This is a genomic window from Ruegeria sp. G5 (assembly GCF_056533365.1).
This window is the reverse complement of the sequence record NZ_JBQFOK010000001.1, coordinates 196,289-211,267: the sequence shown is the minus strand read 5'-3', so window position 1 is coordinate 211,267 and position 14,979 is coordinate 196,289. Positions and strand designations below refer to the sequence as shown.

Sequence of the window (14,979 nt, the reverse complement as noted above, 5' to 3'; positions counted from 1 at the left end):
CGATGTTATTGTGACAGACGGCCCCTTAATGCTCAAGCAGTGGCGGCCTGTTCCGGCGCACTCAGAGCGATCACAACGACCACTGCCGCCCCGTTCAGCCAGTAAAATGCGGCATCCAGACCAGTGAAACCCAATAGGCTGGGCGCGGCCAGGAACGTCAGGCCAACCAGCAGATCGACGGTCAGGTGAAACTTGTAGGGCAGCACCCGCCAAATTCCCAGATGATGATCGGTCAATACGGTCAGAACAAAAGCTGCGACCCCGGTGACAACAGACAACCACAAAGCCAGCGGGTTCGATTGCCCAAGACCCAGCAAGAAGGGCAGCGTCATCAGGGCGAAGGCGACAGGATAGTCAAGATAGGCGTGGATATTTCGGGTGACGAAACGGACAGACATTGGGGGTTCCTTTTCTAGCTTGGGATATCCTTAAGCTAGGAGACAGAGCCCGAACGTATCAGCCCGGATCGTCCGGAAAGACTTGCAGATCGTCCGGAACTGCGGCGTATCAGTGCATTGCCCTATACGCGGCCGGAGATAGCCCAACCTGTTTCTTGAACACGCGCGAAAACGCGGCCTCGGATGCATATCCCACTTCGGCAGCGGCGTCCGCCACATTCCATCGGCTTTCCGTCAGGCCGTGACAGGCGATCTGCATACGCCAATCCGTCAGGTATTGCATCGGGGTCGTTCCCATCTTTTCGGTAAAAAGCTGGGCAAAGGCGGTACGGGACATGCCCGCTTCGCGCGCCAGAGATTCCACACTCCAGTCCTGTGCCGGTGCCTGATGAAACGCGGTCAGCGCGCGGGATACGCGCGGATCGGCGAATCCTGCCAACGCAGATTGACTAGGGCTTTGATGTTCAAGATGCGCGCGAATGGCCTGCGCAAACAGAACCTCGGACAGTTTCAAGGCAATCAAGTCACCGCCAATGCGTGCGCCACTGACCTCGGACCCGATCATGCGCAACGTGGACTCGATCCATGCGCCGGCTTCTTCGCCGTAGTTTTCAATCAGAATGTAAGGCGGCAATCGGTCAATCAGCATATGACCCGTCCCTTTGCGGCCCGGCGGGCCCGTGAAGGAAAAATGACCGCAGATCAATTGGGTATCTCGGCTTTTGTCCTCTCCGCCATAAACCAGAACTCCATCACCTTTATATCCAGCATCCTGCAACACCTGCTCCAACGGTAATGCATCGAGTGGCTTGACCTCGTTGCACAACAGCGCATGCGCAGAGCCATGGGGTATCAGGATAAGATCGCCCTGCTTCAAACGAAGCGTTTCGCCCGTATGCGAAACATGCACTTTCAATTCACCACGTTGCACAAAGTGGAAACGGGCCACGTTTTCAAAAGCGGGCACCTGTATGCCAAAGGGCGGCGTAAACGATGTGCGAAAGTAAAACGTCCCGCGCAGGGACAGGCGGGTTAGGATATCACTGAGTAGGTCTAACATAGCAGTAAACTATGGCATTATGCGCGTACGTCCAGCCAGTTGAACGATCTGCGATAATTCCTGCACGAACGGCAAAGAAAAACCCTCGCCCCAGGGCGAGGGTTGAATGTCTGACATAGCCGTATATCAGGCGCGCACCAGCGCCTCGTAATCCGCCGCAATCTCGCGGGTCAGGTCGCCGACCTCGAAGGTGTAGTCGCCAATTTGACCGACCGGAGTGACCTCGGCCGCAGTGCCCGTCAGCCAGCATTGCTCAAAGTCAGCCATTTCTTCGGGTTTGATGCGGCGCTCATGAACAGTGATGCCCTTGTCTTTCAACATCTGGATCACCGTCTGGCGCGTGATGCCGTTTAGAAAGCAATCCGCCAGCGGGGTATGCACCTCGCCATCCTTGACAAAGAAGACGTTCGCGCCGGTCGCCTCGGCCACATATCCATTGTAATCCATGAAAAGGGCGTCCGAGCATCCCTTGGCCTCGGCCTTGTGCTTGGAAATGGTACAGATCATGTAAAGACCCGCCGCCTTGGCGTGCACCGGGATCGTTTCCGGGCTGGGGCGCTTCCATTCCGCGATATCCAACTTGGCGCCTTGCATCTTGGCGTCGCCGTAATAGGCGCCCCACGGCCAGACCGCCACGGCCATACGGACCGGGTTTTTGGCCGAAGCCACGCCCATGTCATCACCCGAGCCGCGCCAGACCAGAACACGCACGTAAGCATCCTGCAAACCGCTGGCCTTCAGGGTTTCTTCCTTGGCCGCTTCGATCTCGTCCAATGAGTACGGCATTGGCATATCCAGCGCATCAGCCGAAGCGATCAGACGCTCGGAATGCTCGCGGCTTTTGAAGATTTTGCCGCCGTAAGCACGCTCGCCCTCAAAGACCGAAGACGCGTAATGCATCGCATGGGTCAGGATATGCACATTGGCATCCCGCCAGGGCACCAGCTTGCCATCCAACCAGATGACGCCGTCACGATCATCATACCCCGCCATGCGAACCCTCCTGACTTGGGCTAAATTTTTCGAATGTTGCGTTATTTAAGTCCGAACCGGACATAAAGTTGCGCGAAAACTGCGATTCGATACCTGTCCGCTCTTGGAATGTCAATAACGCTGACATAAAGTCGATCAGGTGTAACGAATGAGGCGTGATATGTCGGATACCCGCCCCGCCCAGGTGTTTGGCGGTGAGAGCCTGCTGTTTCTGACGGATGAACAGCTCAGGCAAGGGATTGAGGCGATGTTTTTCGCCTATCGCGGTTTTACCGCAGACCCCGATCGCATCCTGTCAGAACTTGCCTATGGACGTGCGCACCACAGGGCGATCCATTTCATCAACCGCGCGCCCGGTACAACGGTCAACAACCTGCTTGCAATTCTCGGGGTCACAAAACAGTCGCTGAACCGTGTGTTGCGCACGTTGATCGAGGACGGCCTTGTCGAAAGTCGGGTGGGTACTGTGGACAAACGGGAAAGACACCTATTTTTGACGGGTGAGGGGAAGGCACTTGAAGGTAGACTGTCCGAAGCCCAGCGCGTCAGAATGCGTGCGGCCTATAAGGATGCGGGCCCCGAGGCTGTATCGGGGTTTCGTAAAGTGCTTGAAGCGATGATGGATGCTGATATGCGTCATGCCTATACTAAACTGCGGGATACCACCTCATGAGCGATATGGACGCCCATCTGCTGATCGTTGACGATGACGAGCGAATTCGGGATCTGCTCAAGAAATTCCTGATGCGGAATGGCTTTCTGGTGACCGCCGCCAGGGATGCGGCTCATGCGCGCCGGGTGTTGTCGGGGTTGGATTTCGACATGATCGTTTTGGACGTCATGATGCCCGGCGAGGATGGTGTAAGCCTGACCAAAGCGCTGCGCGAAACACATGCAACACCCATTCTTCTGCTGACCGCCCGCGGCGAAACCGAACATCGGATCGCTGGATTAGAGGCAGGCGCAGACGACTATCTGGCTAAACCGTTTGAGCCGAAAGAGTTGTTACTGCGCATCAACGCAATCCTGCGTCGCATGCCGGAAACACCTGCGCAGGAAACGGTGTCGAAAATCCTGAACCTCGGGCCCATTCGATATGACGTCGAAAAAGGCGAAATGTGGCAGGGCGAAGACCCTGTTCGGTTGACAGCGACGGAAAGCCAGTTGATGAAAATCTTCTCGGCTCAGCCGGGTGAGCCGATCAGTCGCGCCAAACTGGTTGAGGATCTGGGGCGCGACAAAGGTCAGGCGCAAGAACGTGCAGTCGACGTTCAGATCACGCGTCTGCGACGTAAGATTGAGCAGGATCCGAAACAGCCACGGTATCTTCAGACCGTCCGGGGCGCCGGGTATATGCTCGCGCCCGATTGATCTAGCCGCTGTGCGGCGATTTTATGCCTTCGGCGAGGATATTTTTAGCCAGATGAACAGGGGACCCCGATGAAGACCGCCCTTTTGACTCATGCCGATTGTCTTGAACATGTGACACCGGACGGGCATCCCGAGCGTGTAGCACGGTTGGAACATATCCTGCATGCCTTGGAAGATCTGGACCTGAACCGTAAGACGGCTCCGATGGCGGCGGATGATGACCTGCTGCGTATCCATCCCCAAAGTCATATTGACGACCTTCGTCGGGCGCGACCAACGGAAGGGTATCGTCAGATTGACGGAGATACGTTTTTGTCACCGGGGTCAATCGATGCTGCCTATCGCGCAGCCGGTGCGGCCGTAAAGGCGGTGGATTTGGTGTTGAACGGTGACGTACAAAACGCGTTTTGTGCGATCCGCCCGCCAGGACATCATGCAGAAACAGATACTGCGATGGGATTTTGCCTGTTTGGCAATGCGGCTTTGGCTGCGAAACACGCACTGGATCATCATGGCCTGAGCCGGGTGGCAGTGGTGGATTTTGATGTGCACCACGGCAACGGCACGCAGGATTTGCTATGGGACGAGCCGCGCGCCTTGGTGATCACCAGCCAGCAGATGCCGCTATGGCCGGGATCGGGACGCGCGGATGAGACCGGAGCATTTGATACCGTTCTGAATATACCCCTGGCCCCTGGAACTGGCGGGGCCGAAATGCGCACAGCCTACGAAGCGCAGGCTTTTCCCCGTCTTCGCGCCTTCAGACCCGAACTCATTATTATCTCGGCCGGGTTTGATGCGCATCAGGACGACCCGCTGGCCAATCTGAACTGGTCGACAGGCGATTTTGCATGGATCACTGCCCAGCTTTGTCAGATCGCGGATGAGGTCTGCGCGGGCCGTATCGTCTCGACTCTGGAAGGCGGGTATGATCTGAAAGCCTTGGCCAACGCCACCCGCGCCCATGTGGAAGAACTTATGAAAGCAGCCCGATGACCGAAACACCCGTTGATCAGATGACATTTGAACAGGCGATGAAAGAGCTGGAAGCCGTTGTTGGACAGCTCGAACGCGGCGACGTTGCTTTGGATCAGTCTATCGCGCTGTATGAGCGGGGCGCGGCCCTGAAAAAGCGCTGCGAGGATGAACTGAAACGGGCCGAGGAAAAGGTTGCAGCGATCACTTTGGATGCGGATGGCCAACCGACCGGGACGACACCTGTCGAAGGGCTGTAAATGTTTCTGGACGTATTGGCGCAGGATGCAGATTGGATTCAGCGCCATTTCGATAAGGTTCTGGGCACTTTCGACGATCTGAACGTGACCCGTGCCATGGGGTACGCGACACAGGGCGGAAAGCGCCTGCGTGGGTTTCTTGTGATGGAAAGCGCCCGCTTGCATGGCATCGACCCAAACCGCGCGATTTGGCCAGCAACGGGGATTGAGGCCCTGCACGCCTATTCGCTTGTTCACGATGATTTGCCCTGCATGGATGATGATGACCTGCGCCGGGGTCGTCCCACAGTGCATGTGAAGTGGAATGAGGGTACCGCTGTTCTGGCCGGGGATGCCCTGCAGACTCTGGCGTTTGAAATGTGTGCCCGGCCCGAAGTTGGCGATGCGGAAATACGCGCGGATTTGACCCTAACACTGGCAAAAGCCAGTGGTGCGCAAGGAATGGTTCTGGGTCAGGCGCTGGATATCGCGGCGGAAACGGCAGCGGCGCCGTTGACGTTGGATGAAATTACACGGTTACAAGCCGGAAAAACCGGTGCCCTGATTGAATGGTCCGCTGTCGCTGGTGCGATCATGGCAAAAGCCGATCAGGCACCCCTGCGCCGTTATGCCCAAGCCTTGGGTCTTGCCTTTCAGATCGCCGACGACATCTTGGATATTGAGGGCGATGCCGAAAAGGCGGGAAAGCGTCTGCAAAAGGACGCCGAAGCAGGTAAAGCGACCTTTGTCTCACTGCTTGGGCTGGATCATGCCAAAAGGCGTGCGGCGGAACTGGTAGATCAGGCTTGCGATGCGCTCGACGGTTACGGCCCTGATGCGGAAACCTTGAAGGACGCCGCGCGCTTCGTTATTGCCCGGGACAGCTAAGTCAGGAAAGACCCATGTCTGATCGCCCAAAAACGCCCCTGCTGGATCTTGTGAACCGCCCTGCGGATCTCAGGCAGTTTTCGGATGCGCAACTTCGGCAGGTCGCTGATGAATTGCGGGCTGAAACAATTTCGGCTGTGTCGGTCACAGGCGGTCATTTGGGCGCGGGACTTGGCGTGGTCGAACTGACCACGGCCCTGCACGCTGTATTTGACACTCCGCGTGACAAGATCATCTGGGATGTGGGCCATCAGTGCTATCCTCACAAGATTCTGACCGAACGGCGCGACCGTATTCGCACGCTGCGTCAGAAAGGCGGTCTAAGCGGTTTTACCAAGCGGAGCGAAAGCCCGTATGACCCCTTTGGTGCCGCTCATTCCAGCACGTCCATCAGTGCGGCGCTCGGGTTCTCGGTTGCGCGTGATCTGGGTGGTGTAACGCCCGAAGGCCTGGGTGACGCAATCGCGGTGATCGGTGACGGTTCGATGTCCGCAGGCATGGCCTTTGAGGCGATGAACAATGCCGGTCACCTGAAAAAGCGCCTTGTTGTGATCCTCAACGACAATGAGATGAGCATCGCACCACCCGTCGGGGCCTTATCCAGCTATCTGTCCCGGATCTATACCGAAGAACCCTTCCATGACCTGAAAGCCGCCGCCAAAGGCGCTGTGTCTTTGCTGCCCGAACCCTTCCGCGAGGGGGCCAAACGCGCCAAAGAAATGCTCAAAGGTATGGCAATGGGTGGAACCTTCTTTGAAGAGCTGGGTTTCTCTTACATCGGTCCGATCGACGGCCACGATATGGATCAGCTGCTACCGGTGCTTCGTACCGTCAGGGCAAAGGCGACAGGTCCAATTCTGATCCACGTGCTGACGAAAAAGGGCAAGGGCTATGCCCCCGCCGAGCAGGCCCGAGATAAAGGGCATGCCACAGCCAAGTTCGACGTGGTGACAGGCAAGCAGCAAAAGGCGCCATCCAACGCGCCATCCTATACCTCGGTTTTCGGCAAGACACTGGTTGAGGAAGCGGGCCGCGACGACAAAATCGTTGCCGTAACCGCGGCCATGCCCGATGGCACTGGCTTGAACCTGTTTGCTGAGCGCTACCCCTCGCGCTGTTTTGACGTGGCAATTGCAGAACAGCATGGGGTCACCTTTGCCGCGGCGCTGGCCGCTGGAGGAATGAAGCCGTTTTGCGCGATGTATTCAACGTTTCTGCAACGTGGTTACGATCAGGTCGTGCATGATGTGGCGATTCAGCGCCTGCCCGTGCGTTTTGCCATCGATCGCGCCGGTCTGGTGGGTGCGGATGGCGCAACCCATGCGGGGTCCTTTGACATTGCCTATTTGGCAAATCTGCCCGGAATGGTTGTGATGGCTGCGGCTGACGAAGCCGAGCTGATGCACATGGTGGCCACCGCGGCCGCCCATAACGACGGGCCTATCGCCTTTCGCTACCCGCGCGGCGAAGGTGTCGGGATAGACCTGCCCGAACGGGGTGAAATTCTGGAAATCGGCAAGGGCCGTATTATCCAAAGAGGCGCGCGCGTTGCCCTTTTGTCTTTTGGCACCCGACTGTCCGAGGTTCAGAAAGCAGCCGAGGCTCTGGCTGCACGTGGGATCACGCCAACCATCGCCGACGCACGGTTCGCCAAACCGCTGGACCGCGATCTTGTCCTGGACCTTGCAACCAATCACGAGGCCCTGATCACCATAGAAGAGGGGGCAATCGGCGGCTTTGGCAGCCATGTCGCCCAACTTTTGGCAGAAGAAGGTGTTTTCGACCAAGGACTGAAATACCGCTCGATGGTGCTGCCGGATATCTTCATCGACCAGGCCAATCCTGCAGACATGTACGCGACGGCCGGAATGAACTCTGAGCATATCGAGGCAAAGGTGTTGTCGGTTCTTGGGGTAACCACGATTGGTGAAAAACGCGCGTGATCGCGCTATAGTTCTGCCAAAAACGATTGAACTGGTGCCTCAAGAGGGACTCGAACCCCCGACCTTGTCCTTACGAAGGACCTGCTCTACCAGCTGAGCTATTGAGGCAAGCGACGCTTCGTTTAAACCGTCACCTTGAGAGGCGCAAGTCTCGAAATCAGAAGGTTGCGCACCGTTTTATGCGCCAATTGATGCTGTACAGACGTGCGGTTCTTTCGCGCTGCCATGTTGGCATTCTGTATTTGCCATTTGTTTTCAGTGATATACGAACATCCAAGCTCATTTCAGGAGGTCGTTGACTCACAATCATTATTTCAATATTTCATGAAATATGATAGAATCTACGTCTGATAAGCTTTCAACACTCGGCCATCCACAACGCCTGATGGTGTTTCGCATGTTAATGCGACGTTTTCCTGACAGTGTCCCTGCCGGAGAGCTCGCATCCGAGCTGGGGATCAAAGCCAGCACTTTGTCGAATTACCTGAATGCGCTGCAGCGTTCGGGGCTGGTGCGGCATGACCGGTCAGGAACCTCGCTGCTGTACTCGATCGAGATGAAGAACGTGCAGCACATGCTGGATTTTCTGCTGAACGATTGCTGCCGTGGACGTCCCGATATCTGCATGCCTTTTTCACAAGGAACCAAGACGATGACGGATCACAAATACAACGTTCTGTTTTTGTGTGTCGGTAACTCTGCTCGTTCGATCTTTGCAGAATCCCTTTTGCGCACGTTGGGCGAAGACCGGTTCGAGGTTTATTCCGCAGGGACGCAACCAACATCTGAATTGAACCCGTTTGCAGTGCAGGTCCTTAAGGACAAGGGGCATGACACGTCAGTCTTGCGTTCCAAGCACATGTCCGAATTTGCCGTCGAGGGCGCTCCGGAAATGGATTTTGTGTTTACGGTTTGCAATCAGGCTGCAAACGAGGAATGCCCGGCTTGGGAAGGGCAGCCCATTAGCGGTCACTGGGGCATGGTTGACCCGGTCAAAGCCACCGGTACGGACGCAGAAGTAAGTCTGGCGTTTCAGAACGCATATGGCGCGCTCAAGCGCCGGATTGAGGCTTTCACATCCCTGCCCGTCGAAAGCCTGGATCGGATCGCCTTGCAATCCGCTGTCGACGACATCGGAAGAACCCCCTCTGAGGACATGAAATGACGACATATGCGCTTAACGGCCTGGGCCGTATGGGAAAGCTGGCGCTAAAGCCCTTGCTGGACAAAGGTGCGAACATCGCCTGGATCAATGATGGGGTCGGCGACCCGGAAATGCACGCGCATCTGCTGGAGTTTGATACCGTCCACGGGCGTTGGGACGCGGAGTTTGAGCATGATGCGGATAGCGTCACGATCAATGGCACGCGATTGCCGTTTATCGGGACCAAAAACCTAAGCGAGCTTCCCCTAAATTGGGTGGACGTCGTCATTGACTGCACAGGTGTGTTTAAAACCGAGGCCAAACTTGCCCCGTATTTTGAGGCAGGCGTGAAAAAGGTTGTCGTTTCGGCCCCGGTCAAGGACGGACCGACCGCTAATATTGTCATGGGCGTAAATGAAGACACCTATGACCCCGCAACACATCACATCGTAACAGCCGCATCCTGTACCACCAATTGCCTGGCACCGGTGGTCAAGGTCATTCATGAAAATCTTGGCATCCGGCACGGTTCGATGACCACGATCCATGACGTGACGAATACGCAAACCATCGTGGACCGCCCGGCCAAAGATCTGCGCCGTGCGCGCTCGGCGTTGAACTCGTTGATCCCAACGACCACAGGCTCTGCCACGGCAATCACCCTGATCTATCCCGAACTCAAGGGTCGGTTGAACGGTCACGCGGTGAGGGTCCCGCTGTTGAACGCATCGCTGACGGACTGCGTGTTCGAAGTAGAACGGGACACAACGGCCGAAGAGGTCAATGCGTTCTTCAAGTCCGCTGCCGAGGGCGAGTTGAAGGGCATTTTGGGCTATGAAACCCGGCCTCTGGTTTCAACCGACTACACCAATGATGAACGCTCCTCGATCATCGATGCGCCGTCGACAATGGTTGTGAATGGAACGCAGGTGAAAATCTATGCGTGGTACGACAACGAAATGGGCTATGCCCACCGTTTGGTCGACGTCGCGCTGAAGGTTGGAGCCTCGCTGTGACATCCCGGCCCGAAGGACTGTCGGCCTATATCGCGGTCACGGCGGCCTATTGGGCTTTTATGCTGACCGATGGGGCCTTGCGTATGTTGGTGCTACTGCATTTTCATACGATGGGGTTCTCACCGGTTCAGCTTGCCTATCTGTTTGTTCTGTACGAAATCGCAGGGATGGGCACTAACCTTGCCGCGGGCTGGATTGCAGCAAGGTTCGGGCTGACCTCGACACTTTATGCGGGGCTTGGTCTTCAGGTCAGTGCATTGCTTTTACTGACACAGTTAGACCCTAACTGGGCGATTCCTGCGAAAGTTGTCTTCGTTATGGTCGTCCAAGGGGCAAGCGGTGTTGCCAAGGATCTGGCCAAAATGTCCTCGAAATCCGCGGTCAAGCTGTTGGCTCCGACGCAAGGGGGTGGCCTGTTTCGCTGGGTCGCCATCCTGACGGGATCGAAGAACGCGGTCAAAGGCTTGGGTTTCCTGCTCGGGGCCGCCCTGCTTGCCACTTTGGGTTTCATGTGGGCCGTATTGGTTATGGCGATCGTGTTATTGGCGATCCTCTTGGCGGTCATCCTGTTCATGCCCGACGGGCTGCCCAAGGGCCGCAAAAGCGCGAAATTCTCCGAGGTGTTTTCGAAATCGCCGAACGTAAACTGGCTGTCAGCCGCCCGCGTGTTCCTGTTCGGAGCGCGAGATATCTGGTTCGTGGTCGGTATCCCGATTTATTTCTACGCCGTCCTGTCGGATGGCACCGAGGATGGCAACCGCGCCGCCTTTTTCATGATCGGTACGTTCATGGCCGTCTGGGTGATCCTTTACGGCGCAGTACAGGCCAGCGCGCCAAAAATTCTACGCGCGGCGGACCGATCCGAAGGCGACTTGATCCATGCTGCCCGAAACTGGGCAGCTGCTTTGTTCTGTGTGCCAGCGGCGCTGACAGTCGCTGTACTGATGTCTTCGGGTCCGCAGCCTTGGCTGACTGTCACGCTGGTCATTGGCCTTTTGGTTTTCGGCGCAATCTTTGCCGTCAACTCCTCATTGCATTCCTATCTCATCCTGTCTTTCACCAAATCCGACAGGGTCACGATGGATGTGGGCTTTTACTACATGGCCAACGCAACCGGGCGTCTTGTGGGAACTGTCTTGTCTGGTCTGACCTATCAAATAGGGGGGCTGGCTCTGGTCCTGGGCACTGCCGCAATCATGGTTGCGTTGGCTGCGCTGACGTCCTCCAAACTGACAAATCCCGCGTCCGAGGCTTACTCTTGAGTGTTTTTGAGCGATACCTGACAGTCTGGGTCGCTTTGGCGATGGTGGGTGGCGTGCTGATCGGCTTGATTGCCCCGGGCCTTGTCGAGCTGATCGCCGCAACCGAGGTCGCCAGCGTGAATCTCGTGGTCGCATTGCTGATCTGGGCAATGGTTTATCCCATGATGGTCGGTGTCGACTTTGGCGCAGTCGCTGGCGTGGCGCGTCAACCACGTGGGCTGATCGTCACCTTGGCCGTCAATTGGTTGATCAAACCTTTTACAATGGCCGCATTGGCCGTTTTGTTCTTTGACTACGTCTTTGCACCTTGGATTCAACCCGAGGACGCTGCGCAGTACACCGCAGGTCTTATCCTGTTAGGGGCCGCCCCCTGTACCGCGATGGTATTTGTCTGGTCGCAACTCACCCAAGGAGATTCCACCTACACGCTGGTCCAGGTGTCCGTAAACGATCTGATCATGGTGATTGCTTTCGCCCCAATCGTGGCGTTTTTGCTTGGGGTTACAGATATCGCGGTCCCCTGGCAGACACTTGTTCTTGCGACGGTCCTATACGTGGTGCTGCCTTTGATCGCCGGGCTGTTGACCCGCCGTCGACTGAAATCACAACAAGCGATCGACGCGTTCACGGCGCGGGTGAAGCCGTGGTCGATCATTGGGTTGATTGCAACTGTCGTCATCCTGTTCGGGCTTCAGGGGCAGACCATTCTGGCCAAGCCACTGGTCATCGTGCTGATCGCTGTGCCAATCCTGATCCAAAGCTACGGGATCTTTGCGCTGGCCTACGGGGCCGCCTATGCCCTGAAAATACCGCATCGGATTGCGGCCCCTTGCGCAATGATTGGCACCTCTAATTTCTTTGAGCTGGCCGTCGCAGTTGCCATCAGCCTTTTCGGCCTGAACTCGGGCGCAGCACTTGCCACCGTTGTTGGTGTATTGGTCGAAGTACCCGTGATGCTTTCGCTCGTCGCCTTTGCAAACCGAACGCGCGCCCGGTTTGCCCAACAAGCAACTTTGCACCTGTAAGTTTTCTGGTACCAGGTCAGGTTTCAGACGGCATCACCGCCAACCCGTAGTCCTTCTGGATTTCCTCAACAAGCCGGGTGTAATTTTCCGCAAACGCAAGCTCGGTGTAATGCACGTCGTAAGCGCTCCGGGCTTTGTCGCCCAAAGCACGACGGCGGTTATCGTCGATGAGAAGTTCGCGAACCTTGGCAGCCAAAGCTTGGCCTGTAGGCTCGGCCAATTCAATTGCGCCATCCGTGTCTGCCGCAACAGTTTTGTTGCCTCCGGTCGCACTGGCCACAACCGGCGCGCTCAAAGACAACGCCTCAAGCAAGACCAGATCAAAATACGTGTTCTTATTTGGCAGGACAAATACATCCGATGCCCGGATCACCTGTTCAGGTTTGTTAAACCACCCCAGTTCCTTCCAACGCGGATGATCCAACGCGGGAAGACCATCTTCTTTGCCGGCGACAAGAACCGTAAGGTCTTCAAATTCCTCCAAAAGCGCGGCGCCAATTTCTTTCATCAAATCATAGCCCTTGGCCTCGATATGACGACCGATGAAAGAGATCACGCGCTGGCCGGACAAGCCAAAAGACTCTTTGGCCGCATCCTGATCCATCTCGCAAGGCTTTGCCGGCGACCCGGTTCGTACAAACCGTATATCCTTGTGCGCTGCCCATTCTCCGAACCTTGGTATTGTCGCGTAGTAGGGCTCCATCGCTTCGGCGCTTGGGAAAACCCAGACATCAGCTTCGCGGAAGGCCTTGGCCTCAATTAGCCGCGCGACGCGTTCCAATTGCTCAACTTCAGATCCACTATGACCTTTGGATCGCCAGATGTCCGCAACTTCCTTTCCCCAGCTTTCTGGCGCATGACTCGAGAAAATGGTCAGTGGTCGCGGTAAACCTTCGCGATCAAAATGATTATATGTCCCGACCATATCCGTACAGATGTGTGTATGAATGCTGCGAGGAGAAAGAAGCTTAATCTTATCTTTCGCCGCTTCCGGTAGCGTCAGATTGTCTGTGTTTGCAAACCACTCCACCAACCGTGTCAGGTCTTCGGGTCCATATTCAGGCTCATAGTCGGCGGACTTTTTCGTCAGCCGCTGAATATAGATCGGATGAGATGTCTCATCCGTTCGCAGATCCAACCCACGTCGTAGATTTGCGAGATATCCTGGCGGGCCCCCAGCGCCATGAGCCAGAAACCAATTCATCAGAACCATGTGGTGAAAATCTTCCTGTGCACCGATCCCGCGTGGCTTTTCAGTCGCAGAGCTTTGGCCAGTATCTACAAGTATTTGCGCGGACAATTCTGAAACCAGCCTCCGGCGACGGCGCAGACGTCGGTCCTTGAGTTTTTTCAGTGCTTTTGAAAGCTTACGTGAGGTGCGGCTGTACTTTGTGACCTTTTCGTATTTGGTGGGCTCGACCCCCAACAACAGATAGCGTGCATACCGTTTATCGGCCCATTCCGGTCTAAGTGCATCCACCAAGTCTTGTCTCTCGCCCTCGGGGACACCTGCTTTAACCCAGATATCGGCAATCACCTCACGCGCTTCCTCACGGAATTGACGTGACAATTCTGTATCCAAATCCAGGCCGACAAAGCGCTCAAGAAGTACGCGCGTCAAGTAGCGAGCATACGCGCGATCATCACCTTGCAGTTTTGGATCATCCGCAACGAGCTTACGAACGCTATTCAAAACAGGAAAGATCTCAAGACAGCGCGAAGAGTTGTCTTTGGTGATCTGAGCCCCATGCGTACGGTAAAGGTACAGAGGCTCTTCGGTCGCAACAAAGGACTTCGCTTTCTGCCCGAATTCAAAATGAAATCTGTGGTCCTCGTAATATAGGTTTTCGTCGAACCGAAGGTCGCCAATTACACTTCGCCGCCTCACGCCCAACCACATCGAGGGCCAGACGTCGAACAGAACGCTTCGGCTTTCACTTAGATCAACTACGCCAGATTGCGCCATTTGGCGTGCGTAAGCCGTGTGATACGGCGGAATAAAACTAACAACTGGTGCGTCTTCTTCTGAGGCAAAAGTATTCTTTGCCCTGTCCTCCAAATACTCCAAGAGGTTTTGACCAGTCATCAAGGACGAGCAAACCGCCCAGTCGACCTCGTTCTTTTCTGCAAGATCGACCAACTTCTGACACATGTTTGGTCGCAAAGCATCGTCCGAATCCACAAACTGGATGAATTCGCCGCGGGCAAGATCAAGGCCTGCGTTGCGGGCTCCGCCTAGGCCGCGGTTCTTGTCATTGTGCACGATACGAAACCGTTTGTCCCCATCAATTGCCCGCTTGAGCAAAGGGATCGCGTTGTCCAAAGTCGCATCGTTTACACAAATGACTTCAAAGTCTGTCAGCGTTTGCGCCCGGATCGAAGCAACACATTCCTGTATGTAATCTTCCACTTCAAAAATCGGCAAGATAATCGACAGTTTTGGGGCCGACATGCGCTGCACTCCCGAGCTAAGGCGTTTCCGGTCTAATAGGGCTGCGCCTTAAATCAAGAACCAATCGCCCACAAGCTGGAGCAAACCGGCCATAAATGCCGCTCCGCAAGTTTTTTGCCTTAATTCACCCGTATTTCCGCCCAAAACCTATACAAAAGATCACTGCGTGCAAAAACAACTGTAGCGAGAACGAGACACGTTGACACAATTCTC

General features: G+C 55.7%; 14 protein-coding genes and 1 tRNA gene. 10 read left to right on the top strand and 5 right to left on the bottom strand.

Annotated features, from left to right (window positions below; all coding sequences use genetic code 11):
* Positions 1–32 precede the first annotated feature (32 nt).
* From ACR0BD_RS01025 to ACR0BD_RS01015, 3 genes are all read right to left on the bottom strand, one after another.
* Entirely contained in the window at positions 33–398 is a 366-nt protein-coding gene (locus ACR0BD_RS01025) for an SPW repeat domain-containing protein (protein ID WP_480828396.1), read from the bottom strand.
* Positions 399–507: 109 nt separating this feature from the next.
* Complete coding sequence (locus tag ACR0BD_RS01020) at positions 508–1,458, bottom strand: AraC family transcriptional regulator (protein ID WP_480698476.1); 951 nt, start codon at positions 1,456–1,458, stop codon at positions 508–510.
* 126 nt (positions 1,459–1,584) lie between these two features.
* Positions 1,585–2,451, bottom strand: a complete 867-nt coding sequence (locus tag ACR0BD_RS01015) for a branched-chain amino acid aminotransferase (protein WP_480828395.1) — start codon at positions 2,449–2,451, stop codon at positions 1,585–1,587.
* A 160-nt stretch (positions 2,452–2,611) separates the two neighbouring features.
* Here ACR0BD_RS01015 and ACR0BD_RS01010 point away from each other — a divergent pair, with 160 nt between their 5' ends.
* The 6 genes from ACR0BD_RS01010 to dxs all read left to right on the top strand — a co-directional run bounded on the left by ACR0BD_RS01010 (position 2,612) and on the right by dxs (position 7,867).
* On the top strand, positions 2,612–3,124 hold the full coding sequence (locus tag ACR0BD_RS01010) for a MarR family winged helix-turn-helix transcriptional regulator (RefSeq protein WP_480698480.1): 513 nt from the start codon (positions 2,612–2,614) through the stop codon (positions 3,122–3,124).
* Entirely contained in the window at positions 3,121–3,822 is a 702-nt protein-coding gene (locus ACR0BD_RS01005; RefSeq protein WP_480698482.1) for a response regulator, read from the top strand. Before ACR0BD_RS01010 ends, ACR0BD_RS01005 begins: the two co-directional genes overlap by 4 nt.
* 69 nt (positions 3,823–3,891) lie before the next feature.
* On the top strand, positions 3,892–4,818 hold the full coding sequence (locus ACR0BD_RS01000; protein ID WP_480828394.1) for a histone deacetylase family protein: 927 nt from the start codon (positions 3,892–3,894) through the stop codon (positions 4,816–4,818).
* Positions 4,815–5,057: an exodeoxyribonuclease VII small subunit gene (locus ACR0BD_RS00995; RefSeq protein ID WP_480828393.1), complete on the top strand. Its 243-nt coding sequence runs from the start codon at positions 4,815–4,817 to the stop codon at positions 5,055–5,057. The genes ACR0BD_RS01000 and ACR0BD_RS00995 overlap by 4 nt, the downstream gene beginning before the upstream one ends.
* Positions 5,058–5,924 carry a polyprenyl synthetase family protein gene (locus ACR0BD_RS00990; RefSeq protein WP_480828392.1) on the top strand — a complete coding sequence of 289 codons (867 nt, stop codon included), beginning with the start codon at positions 5,058–5,060 and terminating at the stop codon, positions 5,922–5,924.
* Positions 5,925–5,938: 14 nt separating this feature from the next.
* Positions 5,939–7,867, top strand: a complete 1,929-nt coding sequence (gene dxs, locus ACR0BD_RS00985) for a 1-deoxy-D-xylulose-5-phosphate synthase (protein ID WP_480828391.1) — start codon at positions 5,939–5,941, stop codon at positions 7,865–7,867.
* Between the two features lie 32 nt (positions 7,868–7,899).
* Here the strand turns inward: dxs and ACR0BD_RS00980 are convergent.
* Positions 7,900–7,975: transfer RNA gene (locus ACR0BD_RS00980), tRNA-Thr, on the bottom strand.
* A 223-nt stretch (positions 7,976–8,198) separates the two neighbouring features.
* Between ACR0BD_RS00980 and ACR0BD_RS00975 the strand changes: the two genes are divergently transcribed.
* The 4 genes from ACR0BD_RS00975 to arsB are packed head-to-tail and all read left to right on the top strand — an operon-like array spanning position 8,199 to position 12,314.
* Positions 8,199–9,032 carry an arsenate reductase/protein-tyrosine-phosphatase family protein gene (locus ACR0BD_RS00975; protein WP_480828390.1) on the top strand — a complete coding sequence of 278 codons (834 nt, stop codon included), beginning with the start codon at positions 8,199–8,201 and terminating at the stop codon, positions 9,030–9,032.
* Positions 9,029–10,027 (top strand): ArsJ-associated glyceraldehyde-3-phosphate dehydrogenase, encoded by a 999-nt coding sequence (locus tag ACR0BD_RS00970; RefSeq protein WP_480828389.1) that lies wholly within the window; start codon positions 9,029–9,031, stop codon positions 10,025–10,027. The genes ACR0BD_RS00975 and ACR0BD_RS00970 overlap by 4 nt, the downstream gene beginning before the upstream one ends.
* Positions 10,024–11,289, top strand: coding sequence for an organoarsenical effux MFS transporter ArsJ (gene arsJ / locus ACR0BD_RS00965; RefSeq protein ID WP_480828388.1), 1,266 nt, complete (start codon positions 10,024–10,026; stop codon positions 11,287–11,289). Before ACR0BD_RS00970 ends, arsJ begins: the two co-directional genes overlap by 4 nt.
* A 41-nt stretch (positions 11,290–11,330) precedes the next feature.
* Positions 11,331–12,314: an ACR3 family arsenite efflux transporter gene (gene arsB / locus ACR0BD_RS00960; protein ID WP_480828814.1), complete on the top strand. Its 984-nt coding sequence runs from the start codon at positions 11,331–11,333 to the stop codon at positions 12,312–12,314.
* Positions 12,315–12,330: 16 nt separating this feature from the next.
* Here arsB and ACR0BD_RS00955 read toward each other — a convergent pair whose 3' ends face one another.
* Positions 12,331–14,766 carry a glycosyltransferase gene (locus tag ACR0BD_RS00955; RefSeq protein ID WP_480828387.1) on the bottom strand — a complete coding sequence of 812 codons (2,436 nt, stop codon included), beginning with the start codon at positions 14,764–14,766 and terminating at the stop codon, positions 12,331–12,333.
* Between the last annotated feature and the right edge of the window lie 213 nt (positions 14,767–14,979).

Bases quoted from the DNA above. Each gene is read 5' to 3' on its own strand.
- ACR0BD_RS00975 (WP_480828390.1), top strand. From the start codon at position 8,199: ATGATAGAATCTACGTCTGATAAGCTTTCAACACTCGGCCATCCACAA.
- ACR0BD_RS01000 (WP_480828394.1), top strand. From the start codon at position 3,892: ATGAAGACCGCCCTTTTGACTCATGCCGATTGTCTTGAACATGTGACA.
- ACR0BD_RS01025 (WP_480828396.1), bottom strand. From the start codon at position 398: ATGTCTGTCCGTTTCGTCACCCGAAATATCCACGCCTATCTTGACTAT.
- ACR0BD_RS00970 (WP_480828389.1), top strand. From the start codon at position 9,029: ATGACGACATATGCGCTTAACGGCCTGGGCCGTATGGGAAAGCTGGCG.
- ACR0BD_RS00955 (WP_480828387.1), bottom strand. From the start codon at position 14,766: ATGTCGGCCCCAAAACTGTCGATTATCTTGCCGATTTTTGAAGTGGAA.
- ACR0BD_RS01005 (WP_480698482.1), top strand. From the start codon at position 3,121: ATGAGCGATATGGACGCCCATCTGCTGATCGTTGACGATGACGAGCGA.
- ACR0BD_RS01010 (WP_480698480.1), top strand. From the start codon at position 2,612: ATGTCGGATACCCGCCCCGCCCAGGTGTTTGGCGGTGAGAGCCTGCTG.
- arsB (WP_480828814.1), top strand. From the start codon at position 11,331: ATGGTGGGTGGCGTGCTGATCGGCTTGATTGCCCCGGGCCTTGTCGAG.
- ACR0BD_RS00995 (WP_480828393.1), top strand. From the start codon at position 4,815: ATGACCGAAACACCCGTTGATCAGATGACATTTGAACAGGCGATGAAA.
- dxs (WP_480828391.1), top strand. From the start codon at position 5,939: ATGTCTGATCGCCCAAAAACGCCCCTGCTGGATCTTGTGAACCGCCCT.
- ACR0BD_RS01020 (WP_480698476.1), bottom strand. From the start codon at position 1,458: ATGTTAGACCTACTCAGTGATATCCTAACCCGCCTGTCCCTGCGCGGG.
- ACR0BD_RS00990 (WP_480828392.1), top strand. From the start codon at position 5,058: ATGTTTCTGGACGTATTGGCGCAGGATGCAGATTGGATTCAGCGCCAT.
- ACR0BD_RS01015 (WP_480828395.1), bottom strand. From the start codon at position 2,451: ATGGCGGGGTATGATGATCGTGACGGCGTCATCTGGTTGGATGGCAAG.